Origin of the sequence: Streptomyces sp. NPDC085937, assembly GCF_044540535.1 — a bacterium.
In the GTDB taxonomy this organism is placed as follows: Bacteria; Actinomycetota; Actinomycetes; order Streptomycetales; family Streptomycetaceae; genus Streptomyces.
Genome location: NZ_JBITSH010000001.1, coordinates 499,159 through 513,386, shown reverse-complemented (window position 1 = coordinate 513,386; position 14,228 = coordinate 499,159). Strand labels below are relative to the sequence as shown.

Sequence of the window (14,228 nt, the reverse complement as noted above, 5' to 3'; positions counted from 1 at the left end):
TCTCATGGCGGACGGGTGCCGGTCATCATGGTCGCCCGGCAGGAGCTTCGCGCGAGAGGACGAGTGCGGCACGTAGTGGGAGGCGTCCAGGCAGTCCTGACCGAGCTGTGGCAGCGGCATCCACCATCCCTACGACGGCGGCGCCGACGCCTTCCCCGCCACGCCCGGGGAACGGGATCGGATGCGCGATCGGCACACCGACTGGCTCTCACGCCATCCGTTGGGTTTGACGGCTCGGCATCAGCCGGGCTGCGGAGTGGCCGTCCCTCGTGGCCGGCTCATTATCAGGATTCAGGGGCCGGGCCAGGGCCACCGGGAGCCGTCAGGAGTGAGGGGTGGCAGGGACCAGCTCGCGTAGTGGTAGCCCCGTCAGGGTTCGTACCTCGCGGGACAGATGGGGCTGGTCGGCGTAGCCCGCGCGGGCCGCCGTCTCCGCGAAGGGGACGCCCGCCCGGGCCAGGGCCAGCGCGCGGCGCAGGCGGAGGATGCGGGCCAGGGTCTTCGGGCCGTAGCCAAAAGCCCTCAGCGACCTGCGGTGCAACTGACGTGGTCCGAGGCCGAGTTCGTCGGCCGTTGCGGTGACCGGGCGGCCCGCGGCGAGCGCGGTGACGAGGCGGGCCAGTGCGGGGTCGGGCGGCGCGGCCTCCGCGGCCAGACGCAGGGCGACCTCCTCCAGGCCCCGTGCCGGACGGTCCGCCGCGTGCACACGGGCCGTCGCGCGCCGTACCTCCGCCGTCGGCCACAGGTCGGCCAGGTCCACCCGGCTGTCGCGCAGTTCGTGGGCGGGCACGCCCAGCAGGGCGGGCGCGGTCCCGGGGTGGAAGCGGACGCCCGCCCAGGCGCTCGGCTCGCCGACGAGGTGCGCGCGGGTGTCGGGGCCGGCGACCAGCAGACGTCCGTCGTGCCACAGCAGGTCCATGCAGCCGTCGGGCAGCACCAGCCCGGAACCCCGGTCACCGGACGGGGTGCTGGTCCACACGACCGCTCCCGGCAGCCGGGACGCCCGCTCCCTGTACATGCCGTCCAGGCTACGCGGCGGCCCGGCCGCGCCACTCCTGCGGACTGACACCGAAGGCCCGTTTGAAGGCCGTCGACAGGGCGAAGGCGCTGCCGTAGCCGACGTGGCGGGCGATCGCGCCGATGGTGTCGTCGGTGTCGCGCAGCCGGTCGGCGGCCAGCGCGAGGCGCCAGCCGGTGAGGTACGTCATCGGGGGTTCGCCGACGAGCCGGGTGAAGCGGCGGGCCAGCGCGGCCCGGGAGACGCCCGCCTCGGCGGCGAGGCCGGCCACCGTCCAGGGGCGGGCCGGGTCGTCCTGCAGCATCCGCAGCACCGGGCCGACGACCGGATCGGACAGGGCCTCGTACCAGGCGGGCGGCTCCGCCTCGGGGCGGGCGAACCAGGCCCGGAGCGCGGCGATGACCAGCAGGTCGAGCAGCCGGTCCAGGACGACCTCCTGGCCGGGTGCGTCGCGCGTGACCTCCTGCATCAGGAACGGGGTGAACGGGCACTCCCACACGTCCGCGCCGAGATACAGCAGCGGCGGCAGCGCCTCCAGCAGCCGTCCGCCGATCTCACCGCGCATCTGGTAGGTGCCGATCAGCAGCACCGTCTCCCCGTCCGGGTGGTCGCCCCAGGTGCGCACCCCGAGGTCCATCACGCCGTTGAGGGGCCGCCCGTCGGGATGGTGGCACTCGCCGCCGGGCAGGATCAGGGCCTGCGGTGCCGTGTCCGGGTGGTCGGCGCAGGTGTACGGGCCGGGGCCGCGGGCGACGGCGAGGTCCCCGGCGCGCAGGCGCACCCGCTCCCCCTGGTCCGGCAGCAGCCACGCCTCGCCGCGCACCAGGAGCATCACCGTCAGCGGGGCCCGGTCCTCCACCCGCACCGCCCAGGGCGGGTCGAAGCACGCCCGGATCATGAACGCCCCGCGGGCGCGGGGACCCTCCAGCAGACCGGTGAGCGCGTCCATGCGGTCAGCGTAGACGCGGGCGTATGGGGACGCGCCGTTCGGCCATGGTTCCGCGCACGGCGCGGCAGTTGAATCGGCGGCATGGACGAGAAGACGGACACGAAGGACATGACCCTGGTCGTCACCGGCGCCTCGGGCCGTACCGGGAGCCGGGTGGCGCGGGCCGCGAAGGCGGCCGGAACCACGGTGCGGCCGGCGTCACGGGCGACCGGCTTCGACTGGGGAAACCGCTCGACGTGGGCGGACGTCCTGCGCGGGGCGGACGCGGCCTATCTGGTCCACCCGGCCGACGTCGGCGCGCCCGGCACCGCCGAGGCCGTGGGCGCCCTGGCGGACGTGGCCCTGGGCCTGGGCGTGCGACGCCTGGTGCTGCTGTCGGCGCGCGGCGAGGACCAGGCGCTCACCACTGAGGAGGCGCTGCGTGCGTCCGGCGCGGACTGGACGGTCGTCCGGGCCGCCTGGTTCGCGCAGAACTTCAGCGAGGGGCCGCTGGCGCAAGAGCTGCGGCGCGGGGAGCTGGTGTTCCCCGCAGGTGAGGTGGCGGAGCCGTTCGTCGACGTGCGGGACGTCGCGGAGGTGGTGGTGGCCGCGCTGGCGGACGGGGACCGGTACGCGGGGCGGACGCTGAGCGTGACCGGTCCGCGGCTGCTCACCTGGGCGGAGGCGGTGGCGGAGATCGCGGCGGCGACGGGCCGGCCGCTGACGTACCGGGCGGTGCCGGCGGACGCCTACCGGGAGGCGCTGGAGGGTTTCGGGCTGCCGGGCGAGGAGGCCGCGTTCCTCACCGACGTGTTCGCGACGCTGCTCGACGGGCGCAACGCGCGCGTGGAGGACGGGGTGCGGCAGGTGCTGGGCCGGGAGCCGCGGGACTTCACCGGCTTCGTACGGGAGGAGGCGGCGGCCGGGACCTGGACGACGTGAACCCAGGACCCCCGCCCCCGGCCCTCGGCCCTGGCCCCCGGCCCCCGGCCCTCGGGCCCCGGCGGGCTCAGTCCCCGTGTCTGTCGTCGTGCCCCGGGCCGTTCCCTCCCCGTGGGTGGGAGGACTTGGTGTGGGTGCGCAGGCGGGCCGTGACGTCCTCCGGGGGCAGGAAGCGCGACCAGCGCTCGGGGAACTCGGAGGGCATGTCGGGGTCCGCCTCCCCCGACGCGCTGGTGCGGGCGACGTACTCGGCGACCTGTGCCTGCCGCTGCCGCTCGTTGGCCTCGCGGGCCGCGGCGGTGGCCGCGGCCGGCCAGACCCGGTCGATGGCCGCGTTGACGGCCGCGCCGACCAGCACGGCGAAGGCGGAGACACCGATCCACAGCAGGACGGCCACGGGGGCGGCGAGGGAGCCGTAGATGGTGGGGCCCTCGACGGTGCTGGTCAGGTAGATGCGCAGCAGGAAGCTGCCGAGCACCCACATGGCGAGGGCGACCAGCGCGCCGGGGACGTCCTCGATCCACGGGGAGCGCACCGGCACGGAGACGTGGTACAGCGTGGTCAGGAACGCCACGGACAGCAGGATCACGACCGGCCAGTAGAGGATCTGGACGACCGTCGTCGACCACGGCACCACGTCCACGACCGCGTCCGGGCCCGCGACCATCAGCGGCAGCGCCACCGAGCCGATCAGCAGGGCCACGATGAACAGCAGGAAGGCCAGCAGCCGGGTCTTGACGATGCCCCGCACACCGTCGAGGCCGTACATCACGGTGATGGTCTCGATGAAGACGTTGACCGCGCGGGAGCCCGACCAGACGGCGATCAGGAAGCCGAGGGAGATCACGTCCGGGCGGCCGCCCTTGGTCACGTCCCGCAGGATCGGCTCCGCGACCTCCTTGACGCCCCGGTCGGACAGCACCGTGCGGGAGGCGTCGAGGAGGTTGCGCTGCACGCTCTGGATGGTGTCGGCGCCGGTCCACGCGTCGACGTAGCCGAGCAGGCCGATCAGACTGAGCAGCAGCGGGGGCACGGACAGCAGCGTGAAGAACGCCGCCTCGGCCGCCAGGCCCAGGATGCGGTACTCCATGCACGAATTGACGGTGTCCTTGAGCAGCAGCCAGGCCGTCCTGCGTTTGGAGACGTTCCGGTACAGGGCGCGGGCCCGGTGGAGGCGACCGGAGGGCGCGTCTGGGGATTCACTTGCTGGCTGCACGAACCAAAGGTATCCGCCGGGCCCGGGCCCACTCACCCACAGGCCCCGTCCTCCTCACCCGCGGGCGCCGTCCGCGCGTGAGGCGGGGCGGACCCCGGGGTAGGTTCGCCCCATGGCAGGCATCACGCACACCGTGACCAACCAGGCTCCGCCGCTCGTCCAGTACGACGTGTTCGGCTCCGACCGGGCCCTGGTGGAGGCGGTTGAGCGGCACCTGGCGCCCGAGGTGCGCGAGGACGGACTGGCGGAGCTGTCGGCGCTGGGGCACACGGCCGGGTCCGCGCAGGTGCAGGAGTGGGGGGTGCAGGCCAACGACAACCCGCCGCGGCTGCGCACCCACGACCGCTACGGACGGCGGATCGACGAGGTCGAGTTCCACCCGGCCTGGCACCGGCTGCTCGGCAAGGGCGTCTCGGCGGGGCTGACGGCGGCGTGGGGGCGGCCCGGAGGGCACGTGCGGCGGGCGGCGGCCTTCCTGATGTGGACGCAGGTCGAGGCGGGCAACGGCTGCCCGCTGTCGATGACCCACGCGGCGGTGCCCGCGCTGCGCACGGACCCGGCGCTCGCCGCCGAGTGGGAGCCCCGGCTGACGTCGGTGATCTACGACCGTGCCCTGCGGCCGCCCGGGCAGAAGCCCGGCGCGCTGTTCGGGATGGGGATGACCGAGAAGCAGGGCGGCAGCGACGTACGGGCGAACACGACGGCCGCGCGGCCGCTGGCCGAGGACGGCACCTACGTGCTGACCGGCCACAAGTGGTTCTGCTCGGCGCCGATGTCGGACGCCTTCCTGGTGCTGGCGCAGGCGCCCGGCGGGCTGACCTGCTTCCTGGTGCCCCGGGTGCTGGCGGACGGCAGCCGCAACGTGTTCCTCCTCCAGCGGCTCAAGGACAAGCTGGGCAACCGCTCCAACGCCTCCGCCGAGGTCGAGTTCGACGGGACGTGGGCGCGCCGGGTCGGCGAGGAGGGGCAGGGGGTGCGCACCATCATCGGGATGGTCGCGGCGACCCGCCTGGACTGCGCGCTCGGCTCGGCGGGGCTGATGCGGCAGGCCGTGGCGCAGGCGGTGCACCACTGCTCCTACCGCGAGGCGTTCGGCGGGAAGCTCGCCGACAAGCCGCTGATGCGCAACGTCCTGGCCGATCTGGCGCTGGAGTCGGAGGCGGCGACGACGCTGGCGCTGCGGCTGGCGGCGGCGTACGACGACGGCGGTGAGCAGGAGCGGGCGCTGCTGCGGATCGCGGTGCCGGCGGCGAAGTACTGGGTGACCAAGCGGTGCGCGCCGGTCGCGGTGGAGGCGGCCGAGTGTCTCGGCGGCAACGGCTACGTCGAGGAGTCGGGGATGCCGCGGCTGGTGCGGGAGTCGCCGCTGAACTCGATCTGGGAGGGCGCGGGCAACGTGCAGGCGCTCGACGTGCTGCGGGCGCTGCGCCGGGAGCCGGCGGCGCTGGACGCGTATCTGCGGGAGGTCGGGCAGGCGCGCGGGGCGGACCACCGGCTGGACGCGGCGATCAAGGACCTGCTGACCGACCTGGCGGACCTGGAGGGTGTCGAGGGGCGCGCACGGCGGCTGACGGAGCGGCTGGCGCTGGTGCTGCAGGGCTCGCTGCTGGTGCGGCACGCGCCGCCGGAGGTGGCGGACGCGTTCTGCGCGGGACGGCTGGGCGGTGACGCGGGCGCCGCGTTCGGGACGCTGCCGCACACCCTGGACCTGGCCTCGGTGGTGGAGCGGGCCCGCCCGCTGTCCTGAGGCCCTTGAACCCCGAGCGCCCAAGGGGCGTGGGGAACCGCGCGACCGGCCACCACGCGCGCGCACCCGCCGACGCGCATCGAACCGCATCCCGTGACGCGCACCGCCCGGCTGCCGCGGGCATGACGCGGGGGTGGTGCTGCGCCGACACGGCACCACCCCCGCCGCAACGGACTCCCGAAGAGCCGTGCACGCCGCTCGGGACGGCGTCGCCCAAGTTTCAACCAGTGACCGTTCGTGCCACCAGAGTTGCAGGGGGTTGCAACTTGCTGCTTCCGTTCCGGTACTGAGCGTCGACAACCGGGGCAGGCGGCAGTATGTGGTCCCACAGGTTTTCTCCTCCCGGGAGGTGCAGTGGCGCTCTCGCCGACGGACGTGACGCATATGGCCGCCGTCGACACCCGGCGTGCGGCGCGGGTGCTCAGCGAGGTCCGTTCCGCCGCGCTGTCCGGGCGGCCGGCGCCTCTCGCTCCCCGTCCGGTGATCGGACAGTCCTGGGAGCGGGTGCTGCGCAGCGGGGTCGACCCGGACCGAGGCCTGCGCAGCGGGCTGCTGCCCATGGACGAGGTGCGCAGACGGCGGGAGTCGTCGGCGCTGCGGCACGTGCTGCCGGTGCTGCGGGAGGGACTGCTGTCGGTCGCGGACGTCGCCCACCACATCATGGTGGTGGCCGACGACGAGGGCCGGGTGCTGTGGCGGGAGGGCAGCGCGCCGGTGCTGCGCAAGGCGGACGTGCTGGGTTTCGAAATCGGCGCGGACTGGCGTGAGGACGTCGTCGGCACCAACGGGGTGGGCACGCCGGCGGTGACCGGGCGGCCCGTGCAGGTCTTCGCCTCCGAGCACTTCGTGCGGTCGCACGCCACCTGGACGTGCGCGGGCGCGCCGATCACCGATCCGCGCGACGGGCGGCTGATCGGCGTGGTGGACGTCAGCGGGCCGCTGGAGACGATGCACCCGGCGACGCTGGCCTGGGTGGACTCGGTGGCGAAGCTGGCCGAGGCGCGGCTGCGGGAGACGCACGTACGGTCGCTGGAGCGGCTGCGCGCGGTGGCGGCGCCGGTGCTGGCCCGGATCGACGGCAGGGCGCTGGTGGTGGACCGGCACGGGTGGACGGCGGCGGTGACCGGGATGCCGTACACGGCGCGGCTGGCGCTGCCCAAGTCGCTGTCGGCGGGCCTGTGCCGGTTGCCGGCGCTGGGCCGGTGCTCGCTCGAACCGCTCGCCGGGGGCTGGCTGGTGCGGGCGGCGGACGAGCCGGCACCCCGGGCCGCGAGCCGGATCGTGCTGGACCTGGCCGAGCCGCGCCGCCGCACGGTGCGGGTGTCCGACGGGGCGGGTTCGTGGACCCGGGAACTGAGCCCGCGGCACGCCGAGTTGCTGTACCTGCTGGCGGTGCACCGTGCGGGGCGCAGCGCGGCCGACCTGGCCCGGGACGTGTTCGGTGACCCGGCCCGTACGGTGACGGTGCGCGCGGAGATGTCGCGCGTCCGGCGGTATCTGGGGTCGCTGCTGGAGCACCGCCCTTACCGGTTCACGGAGTCCGCCGAGGTGGAGGTGGTCCTCCCGGACGACTCCGGCGGCCCCTTCGCCCGTACGGCGCCGGCCCGCGCGGCCGCGAGGGGTACGGCGACGGCCGACACGCATACGGCGACGGCCGACACCACGTCGGCGCTGGTGCGCGGTTCGGGCTGAACCCGGGCCGGACTCCTGGCCGGAAACAGGTGCGTCGAGGGCGTACAGGTGTACGCCGGCCGATGCCCGGCGGACGGTCGCCACGTGAAATTGCACGGTCTTCGTGTCGCCCGGCGGCCGGCTGCCGTAGCATCCCGTTACGGGCCGTCCCATCTGCTCCACGGTCAACCCGCGGATCACCGGACGCAGTTGGCTCGCTCGGGAGGACGCTATGAAGCATCGCGGCAGACACCGCCGGCGCCGCAGGGGCAGAGCGCTGCGGGGCGCGCTGGCCGGGACCGCCCTCGCGCTCACCGCGGCGGCCACCCTGATCAGTACCTCGCAGGCCACCGACGCCGACGACCCCGGGGCGTTGAAACCGCTGACGACGGCCGCCGACACCGCCCCGCTCACGCTGGCCGAGCACGCCGTCCCGGGTGCCGAACTGAACCGCCTGGCCGCCTCGATGGGCCGGCCCGTGGGTGTGGACGCCGTACTCGCCGACCCCGACGGCGCGCTGGGTGACACCGGGGACTGCACGGACGTCGACCGGCGGGCGCTGCCCGTCGAACCGGCCGCGACCCGGGCGTACTGCTGGCCGGACCGGGACACCGAAGGCTGGCGGGCCGGCGCGGTCACCACCTCGGGGGACGCGGACGAGGACGGCCGCTGGGGCGCGCACCGGGTGGTGCTGTCCGGGTGGACCCGGAGCACGGGGACGCCGGCCGAACAGGGGCTCGCGCGGGTCGCCTTCGTGGCCGCCGACGACGACCGCGCGCCGCGCTACACCTGGGCGCTGCTCGCCGTCCCGGTGGACGGTGGACGGGACTACCGGGGCCTGGGCTCCGACGTGTCCGGCATGGTCTGGTACCAGGACAAGCTGCTCGTCACCGCGGGCCGGGGCGAGGGCAGCGCGCTGTACGTGTACGACCTGGACCGGGTGCAGCGGGCCACGGTGGACGGCACCTCCGTCGGGCGGGTGCCCGGCGGCTGGTCGGCGGCGGGTGCCCGGTACGTGCTCCCGGCGGTCGCGTCCTACGGCACGGCCGGCGCCGGCGCGCCGCGTCCCGGCGGCATCGCCCTGGACCGCAGCACCGCGCCGGACAGCCTGGTGGTGCACGAGGCGACACCCCCGGACGACGAGGGGCCGACCCTGCTGTGGCGGTACGCGTTCGGCACCCGGCCGGAGCGCGCCGGGCTGCTGGAGGCGGAGCCGGTCGGGGTGTACGAGACCGAGCTGACCCATGTGACCGGTGTGCTGGCGCACCGGTCGGACTGGTACGTGAGCCGCGCCGCCGGGGCGCCGGACGAGCGCTCCACGCTGTGGCGGCAGGACCTCGAGGGCGCGCGTCCGGTGCGCTGCGGCGCGGACGAGACGTACCGCTGCTGGAGCGGTCCCGCGACGTCCCTGTCGTACTGGCAGGCGACCGGTGACGTGTGGTCGCAGTCGGGGCGGATGCTGTTCGCGCTGCCGCTGGCGTCGGTCGACCGGTCGCTGGAGCGGTAGCCGGAGCGGTAGCGGGCGCGCCGCCGCCGGCCTGGGCCGAGAGGCGCCGGAGCGGCAGCGGGCCACGGGAGCGGCGGCGGGCCGGGGTGTCCGAGGCCCGGTCAGGCGTTCGACACGGGCGTGTGCCGGATGGTTGTCTTTCGGCCATGACGACCATCTCCGTGACCACCTGGTCCCTGGAGCAGACCGCGCCCACCGATCTCCGTCCGGCCGCCGTGCCCGAGGGGGACGTACGGGTGGTCCGCTCCGAGGTGCCCTCCCCCGAGTTCAGCCGGTTCCTCTACGCCTCGGTGGGCGGCGACATCCGCTGGACCGACCGGCTGGGCTGGCCGTACGCGCGGTGGCGGGAGCACCTGGACCGGCCGGGTGTGGAGACGTGGGTGGCCTACGACCGCGGCACGCCGGCCGGGTACGTGGAGCTGGAGGCGCAGCAGGAGGGAGCGGTCGAAATCCTCTACTTCGGGCTGCTGCCGGCCTTCCGGGGCCGCCGCATCGGCGGCCACCTGCTGTCGTACGGCGTGGCGCGCGCCTGGGACCTGGTGGACCGGTGGCCGGGGCTGAAGCCGACCACCCGGGTGTGGCTGCACACGTGCAGCAAGGACGGCGAGCACGCCATGGACAACTACCGGCGGCGGGGTTTCCGGCTGTTCGACACCAAGGTGGAGGAGGAGCCGGAGGTGGCCACGCCGGGTCCCTGGCCGGGTGCGTACTCCGCCTGACGGGCTCCGGCAAGACCTCTCGCCGCGCTTGTGACCAAGGACACCCCCGTCTCGCTCTACGAGACAGGGGTGTCCACATTTCGGAAGACGGTGGACTGCCTCCAGATCGCCGTGCCAGGCTTCCGTCATGCCTGGAACTGGAATCGCCTTGGTGAGTCGGCGGCACGTCGACCTCGGCCGCATGTCCAGCGCCATCTGTCCGGCGCGCTGAGAGCACCCAGCAGCGCCCGACACCCCTCTCCCCGCTTCATCCGCGCAAGGACGCGCACTCTTCTGCCCGCGCGCCCGTAGGCGCAGGTCAGAGCCGCTTCCCGGTACGGCGCCGCGCGCCGAGAGACCATCCACCGCTGTCCCGAAGGACGTATCAACCATGGCCGCCACCCCGCAGAAGCCTGCCGCCGCGCAGAAGCCTGGCGCCGCGAACCCCCGCCGCAAGGTGAGCCGTCACCGCGGTGAGGGACAGTGGGCCGTGGGGCACCTGACCCCCCTCAACGGCAACGAGCAGTTCAAGAAGGACGACGACGGTCTCAATGTGCGGACACGCATTGAGACGATCTACTCCAAGCGGGGATTCGACTCGATCGACCCCAACGACCTGCGCGGCCGGATGCGGTGGTGGGGCCTGTACACCCAGCGCAAGCCGGGGATCGACGGCGGCAAGACGGCGATCCTGGAGCCGGAGGAGCTGGACGACAAGTACTTCATGCTGCGGGTGCGCATCGACGGCGGCGCCCTGACCACCCGCCAGTTGCGGGTGGTCGGTGAGATCTCGCAGGAGTTCGCGCGCGGCACGGCCGACCTGACCGACCGGCAGAACGTCCAGTACCACTGGATCCGCATCGAGGACGTGCCCGCGATCTGGGAGCGGCTGGAGGGCGTCGGCCTGTCCACCGTCACCGCCTGCGGCGACACGCCCCGTGTGATGATCGGCTCCCCCGTCGCGGGCATCGCCGAGGACGAGATCATCGACGGCACCCCGGCGCTGGAGGAGATGAAGCGCCGCGTCCTGGGCAACAAGGCGTACTCGAACCTGCCACGCAAGTTCAAGACGGCCATCTCCGGCTCGCCGGTGCTCGACGTGGTGCACGAGATCAACGACGTGGCGTTCGTCGGTGTCCGCCACCCCGAGCACGGCCCCGGCTTCGACCTGTGGGTCGGCGGCGGCCTGTCCACCAACCCCAAGCTGGGTGTGCGGCTGGGCGCCTGGGTGCCGATCGAGGACGTGCCGGACGTCTACGAGGGCGTCCTGTCCATCTTCCGCGACTACGGCTACCGCCGGCTGCGCAACCGCGCCCGGCTGAAGTTCCTGGTCGCCGACTGGGGCGCGGAGAAGTTCCGCCAGGTCCTCGAGGACGAGTACCTGAAGCGCGAGCTGACCGACGGGCCCGCGCCGGAGCAGCCCTCGCAGCTGTGGCGCGACCACATCGGCGTGCACCGCCAGAAGGACGGCCGCTTCTACGTCGGCTTCGCGCCGCGCGTCGGCCGTGTCGACGGCACCACCCTCACCAAGATCGCGGACGTCGCGGAGGCGCACGGCTCGGGCCGGGTGCGGACCACCGTCGAACAGAAGATGATCATCCTGGACGTCGAGGAGTCCCAGGTCGACTCCCTGGTGGAGTCCCTGGAGGCGCTGGACCTCAGCGCCCGCCCCTCGCCGTTCCGGCGCGGCACCATGGCCTGCACCGGCATCGAGTTCTGCAAGCTCGCCATCGTCGAGACCAAGGCGCGCGGCGCCTCGCTGATCGACGAACTGGAGCGCCGCATGCCGGACTTCGAGGAGCCGATCACCATCAACCTCAACGGCTGCCCGAACGCCTGCGCCCGTATCCAGGTGGCGGACATCGGCCTCAAGGGGCAGCTGGTCCTGAACGACGAGGGCGAGCAGGTCGAGGGCTACCAGGTGCACCTCGGCGGCGCCCTGGGCCTGGAGGCCGGCTTCGGCCGCAAGGTGCGCGGCCTGAAGGTCACCGCGGACGAGCTGCCGGACTACGTGGAGCGGGTGCTGGGGCGTTTCCAGGCGGAGCGCGCGGACGGCGAGCGGTTCGCCTCCTGGGTGACCCGGGCCTCCGAGGAGGCCCTGTCATGAGCGAGCGCGCGGCGCCGTTCCACTGCCCCTACTGCGGCGACGAGGACCTGCGCCCCAACGAGGAAGGCCACGGCGCCTGGGAGTGCGCGGCGTGCAACCGGGCCTTCCGGCTGAAGTTCCTCGGGCTGCTGTCCCGGGGGCTCGACCGATCCGACACGGGAGGGGAACCGGCATGACGGCCGTATCGGACGAGCGCGGCACCGTCGAGTTGCGGGAACTGGCCGAGCAGGCGGGCCGGGACCTGGAGGACGCCTCCGCGCTGGAGATCCTCCGGTGGGCGGCCGACACGTTCGGCAGGCGCTTCTGCGTGACCTCGTCCATGGAGGACGCGGTGGTCGCCCACCTCGCCTCCCGGGCGATGCCCGGGGTGGACGTGGTGTTCCTCGACACCGGCTACCACTTCCCCGAGACCATCGGCACCCGGGACGCCGTGGAGGTGGTGATGGACGTCAACGTCATCACGCTCACCCCCCGGCAGACGGTCGCCGAGCAGGACGCCGAGTACGGCCCGAAGCTCCACGACCGCGACCCGGACCTGTGCTGCAAGCTGCGCAAGGTGCGGCCGCTGGAGGAGGGTCTGAAGGACTACCTGGCCTGGGCGACCGGCCTGCGCCGCGACGAGTCCCCGACCCGGGCGAACACCCCGGTGGTCGGCTGGGACGAGAAGCGGCGGAAGGTGAAGATCTCCCCCATCGCCCGGTGGACCCAGGACGACGTGGACGCCTACGTCGCCGAGCACGGCGTCCTCACCAACCCGCTCCTCCAGGACGGTTATGCCTCCGTGGGGTGCGCCCCCTGCACCCGCCGCGTGCTGGAGGGCGAGGACGCCCGCGCCGGCCGCTGGGCGGGCCGCGCCAAGACCGAGTGCGGACTGCACGGCTGACCGCCATGACCGCGCCTTCGACGAACCAGGAGAACCACGTGACGACCGGAGCCACCGTCTGGCTCACGGGTCTGCCGAGTGCGGGCAAGACCACCATCGCGCACGAACTCGCCGCCCGGCTGCGCGAACAGGGCCGGCCGACCGAGGTGCTCGACGGCGACGAGATCCGCGAGTTCCTCTCGGCGAACCTCGGCTTCAGCCGTGAGGACCGGCACACCAACGTGCAGCGCATCGGCTTCGTCGCCGAACTGCTCGCGCGCAACGGCGTCGTCGCGCTCGTCCCGGTGATCGCCCCGTACGCCGACAGCCGCGAGGCCGTCCGGAGCCGCCACGAGGCGAACGGCACGCCGTACGTCGAGGTGCACGTGGCGACGCCGGTGGACGTGTGCTCCGTCCGTGACGTGAAGGGCCTGTACGCCAAGCAGGCGGCGGGTGAGCTGACCGGGCTCACCGGCGTCGACGACCCGTACGAGGAGCCCGAGAAGCCCGATCTGCGCATCGAGTCGCAGCACCAGACCGTGCAGGAGTCCGCGGCGGCCGTTCACGCCGTGCTCAGCGAAAGGGGACTGGCATGACGACGACCGTCGCCACCGTCGAGGAGGGTACGGACAGCCCGTACGCCCTCTCCCACCTGGACGCCCTCGAGTCGGAGGCCGTGCACATCTTCCGTGAGGTGGCGGGTGAGTTCGAGAAGCCGGTGATCCTGTTCTCCGGCGGCAAGGACTCCATCGTCATGCTGCACCTCGCGCTGAAGGCGTTCGCGCCCGCGCCGGTGCCGTTCGCGCTGCTGCACGTCGACACCGGACACAACTTCCCCGAGGTCCTCGACTACCGCGACCGCACGGTCGCGGCCCACGGCCTGCGGCTGCACGTCGCCTCGGTGCAGGACTACATCGACCGCGGTGTGCTCAAGGAGCGCCCGGACGGCACCCGCAACCCGCTGCAGACGCTGCCGCTCACGGAGAAGATCCGCGAGGAGGGCTTCGACGCGGTGTTCGGCGGCGGGCGCCGTGACGAGGAGAAGGCCCGCGCCAAGGAGCGGGTGTTCTCGCTGCGCGACGAGTTCTCCCAGTGGGACCCGCGCCGCCAGCGCCCCGAGCTGTGGAACCTCTACAACGGCCGGCACGCACCCGGTGAGCACGTCCGCGTGTTCCCGCTGTCCAACTGGACCGAGCTGGACGTGTGGCAGTACATCGCTCGCGAGAACATCGACCTGCCCGAGATCTACTACGCGCACGAGCGCGAGGTGTTCCAGCGCGGCGGGATGTGGCTGACCGCCGGCGAGTGGGGCGGCCCCAAGGACGACGAGACGACGGTGACGCGCCTGGTGCGCTACCGCACCGTCGGCGACATGTCCTGCACCGGCGCGGTCGACTCCGACGCCGACACCATCGAGAAGGTGATCACGGAGATCGCCGCGTCCCGGCTCACCGAACGCGGTGCCACCCGCGCCGACGACAAGATGTCCGAGGCCGCGATGGAAGACCGCAAGCGCGAGGGGTACTTCTAAG

The 14,228-nt window shown here is 73.5% G+C and carries 14 protein-coding genes; 11 read left to right on the top strand and 3 right to left on the bottom strand.

The features are described 5' to 3' along the window. Window positions 1–322 precede the first annotated feature (322 nt). Both ACIF8S_RS02065 and ACIF8S_RS02060 read right to left on the bottom strand, forming a co-directional pair. Window positions 323–1,018: a helix-turn-helix domain-containing protein gene (locus tag ACIF8S_RS02065; RefSeq protein ID WP_399996804.1), complete on the bottom strand. Its 696-nt coding sequence runs from the start codon at window positions 1,016–1,018 to the stop codon at window positions 323–325. Between the two features lie 10 nt (window positions 1,019–1,028). Next, complete coding sequence (locus tag ACIF8S_RS02060; RefSeq protein ID WP_399996803.1) at window positions 1,029–1,967, bottom strand: AraC family transcriptional regulator; 939 nt, start codon at window positions 1,965–1,967, stop codon at window positions 1,029–1,031. Window positions 1,968–2,048: 81 nt separating this feature from the next. On the opposite strand from ACIF8S_RS02060, the gene ACIF8S_RS02055 reads away from it, so the two are divergent. Further along, window positions 2,049–2,888 (top strand): NmrA family NAD(P)-binding protein, encoded by an 840-nt coding sequence (locus tag ACIF8S_RS02055; RefSeq protein ID WP_399996802.1) that lies wholly within the window; start codon window positions 2,049–2,051, stop codon window positions 2,886–2,888. Between the two features lie 67 nt (window positions 2,889–2,955). Here the strand turns inward: ACIF8S_RS02055 and ACIF8S_RS02050 are convergent, their stop codons facing one another. After that, on the bottom strand, window positions 2,956–4,104 hold the full coding sequence (locus ACIF8S_RS02050; RefSeq protein WP_399996801.1) for a YihY/virulence factor BrkB family protein: 1,149 nt from the start codon (window positions 4,102–4,104) through the stop codon (window positions 2,956–2,958). A gap of 112 nt (window positions 4,105–4,216) precedes the next feature. Here ACIF8S_RS02050 and ACIF8S_RS02045 point away from each other — a divergent pair, with 112 nt between their 5' ends. The 10 genes from ACIF8S_RS02045 (at window position 4,217) to cysD (ending at window position 14,227) form a co-directional block, all read left to right on the top strand. Continuing rightward, the gene (locus ACIF8S_RS02045; protein WP_399996800.1) at window positions 4,217–5,851 is read left to right on the top strand and encodes an acyl-CoA dehydrogenase family protein; all 1,635 of its coding nucleotides are present in this window, start codon (window positions 4,217–4,219) and stop codon (window positions 5,849–5,851) included. Between the two features lie 354 nt (window positions 5,852–6,205). Continuing rightward, window positions 6,206–7,543: a GAF domain-containing protein gene (locus ACIF8S_RS02040; protein WP_399996799.1), complete on the top strand. Its 1,338-nt coding sequence runs from the start codon at window positions 6,206–6,208 to the stop codon at window positions 7,541–7,543. 211 nt (window positions 7,544–7,754) lie between these two features. Further along, complete coding sequence (locus tag ACIF8S_RS02035) at window positions 7,755–9,029, top strand: hypothetical protein (protein WP_399996797.1); 1,275 nt, start codon at window positions 7,755–7,757, stop codon at window positions 9,027–9,029. Window positions 9,030–9,175: 146 nt separating this feature from the next. Then, window positions 9,176–9,748, top strand: a complete 573-nt coding sequence (locus ACIF8S_RS02030; protein ID WP_399996796.1) for a GNAT family N-acetyltransferase — start codon at window positions 9,176–9,178, stop codon at window positions 9,746–9,748. A 127-nt stretch (window positions 9,749–9,875) separates the two neighbouring features. Further along, a complete protein-coding gene (locus tag ACIF8S_RS02025; protein ID WP_310887545.1) occupies window positions 9,876–9,959 on the top strand; it encodes a putative leader peptide in 84 nt (27 codons plus the stop codon). Window positions 9,960–10,118: 159 nt separating this feature from the next. After that, window positions 10,119–11,834 carry a nitrite/sulfite reductase gene (locus ACIF8S_RS02020; protein WP_399996795.1) on the top strand — a complete coding sequence of 572 codons (1,716 nt, stop codon included), beginning with the start codon at window positions 10,119–10,121 and terminating at the stop codon, window positions 11,832–11,834. Continuing rightward, window positions 11,831–12,010, top strand: a complete 180-nt coding sequence (locus ACIF8S_RS02015) for a hypothetical protein (protein WP_349797184.1) — start codon at window positions 11,831–11,833, stop codon at window positions 12,008–12,010. Before ACIF8S_RS02020 ends, ACIF8S_RS02015 begins: the two co-directional genes overlap by 4 nt. Beyond that, on the top strand, window positions 12,007–12,717 hold the full coding sequence (locus tag ACIF8S_RS02010; RefSeq protein WP_399996794.1) for a phosphoadenylyl-sulfate reductase: 711 nt from the start codon (window positions 12,007–12,009) through the stop codon (window positions 12,715–12,717). The genes ACIF8S_RS02015 and ACIF8S_RS02010 overlap by 4 nt, the downstream gene beginning before the upstream one ends. Window positions 12,718–12,722: 5 nt before the next feature. Continuing rightward, complete coding sequence (cysC, locus tag ACIF8S_RS02005) at window positions 12,723–13,292, top strand: adenylyl-sulfate kinase (RefSeq protein ID WP_399996793.1); 570 nt, start codon at window positions 12,723–12,725, stop codon at window positions 13,290–13,292. After that, on the top strand, window positions 13,289–14,227 hold the full coding sequence (gene cysD, locus ACIF8S_RS02000; protein ID WP_399996792.1) for a sulfate adenylyltransferase subunit CysD: 939 nt from the start codon (window positions 13,289–13,291) through the stop codon (window positions 14,225–14,227). Before cysC ends, cysD begins: the two co-directional genes overlap by 4 nt. The last annotated feature ends 1 nt before the right edge of the window (window position 14,228 follow it).

What these genes read in the sequence shown, in the direction of transcription:
- ACIF8S_RS02065 (WP_399996804.1), bottom strand. Translation starts at nt 1,018, where the DNA reads ATGTACAGGGAGCGGGCGTCCCGGCTGCCGGGAGCGGTCGTGTGGACC.
- ACIF8S_RS02060 (WP_399996803.1), bottom strand. Translation starts at nt 1,967, where the DNA reads ATGGACGCGCTCACCGGTCTGCTGGAGGGTCCCCGCGCCCGCGGGGCG.
- ACIF8S_RS02055 (WP_399996802.1), top strand. Translation starts at nt 2,049, where the DNA reads ATGGACGAGAAGACGGACACGAAGGACATGACCCTGGTCGTCACCGGC.
- ACIF8S_RS02045 (WP_399996800.1), top strand. Translation starts at nt 4,217, where the DNA reads ATGGCAGGCATCACGCACACCGTGACCAACCAGGCTCCGCCGCTCGTC.
- ACIF8S_RS02035 (WP_399996797.1), top strand. Translation starts at nt 7,755, where the DNA reads ATGAAGCATCGCGGCAGACACCGCCGGCGCCGCAGGGGCAGAGCGCTG.
- ACIF8S_RS02030 (WP_399996796.1), top strand. Translation starts at nt 9,176, where the DNA reads ATGACGACCATCTCCGTGACCACCTGGTCCCTGGAGCAGACCGCGCCC.
- ACIF8S_RS02025 (WP_310887545.1), top strand. Translation starts at nt 9,876, where the DNA reads ATGCCTGGAACTGGAATCGCCTTGGTGAGTCGGCGGCACGTCGACCTC.
- ACIF8S_RS02020 (WP_399996795.1), top strand. Translation starts at nt 10,119, where the DNA reads ATGGCCGCCACCCCGCAGAAGCCTGCCGCCGCGCAGAAGCCTGGCGCC.
- ACIF8S_RS02015 (WP_349797184.1), top strand. Translation starts at nt 11,831, where the DNA reads ATGAGCGAGCGCGCGGCGCCGTTCCACTGCCCCTACTGCGGCGACGAG.
- ACIF8S_RS02010 (WP_399996794.1), top strand. Translation starts at nt 12,007, where the DNA reads ATGACGGCCGTATCGGACGAGCGCGGCACCGTCGAGTTGCGGGAACTG.
- cysC (WP_399996793.1), top strand. Translation starts at nt 12,723, where the DNA reads ATGACCGCGCCTTCGACGAACCAGGAGAACCACGTGACGACCGGAGCC.
- cysD (WP_399996792.1), top strand. Translation starts at nt 13,289, where the DNA reads ATGACGACGACCGTCGCCACCGTCGAGGAGGGTACGGACAGCCCGTAC.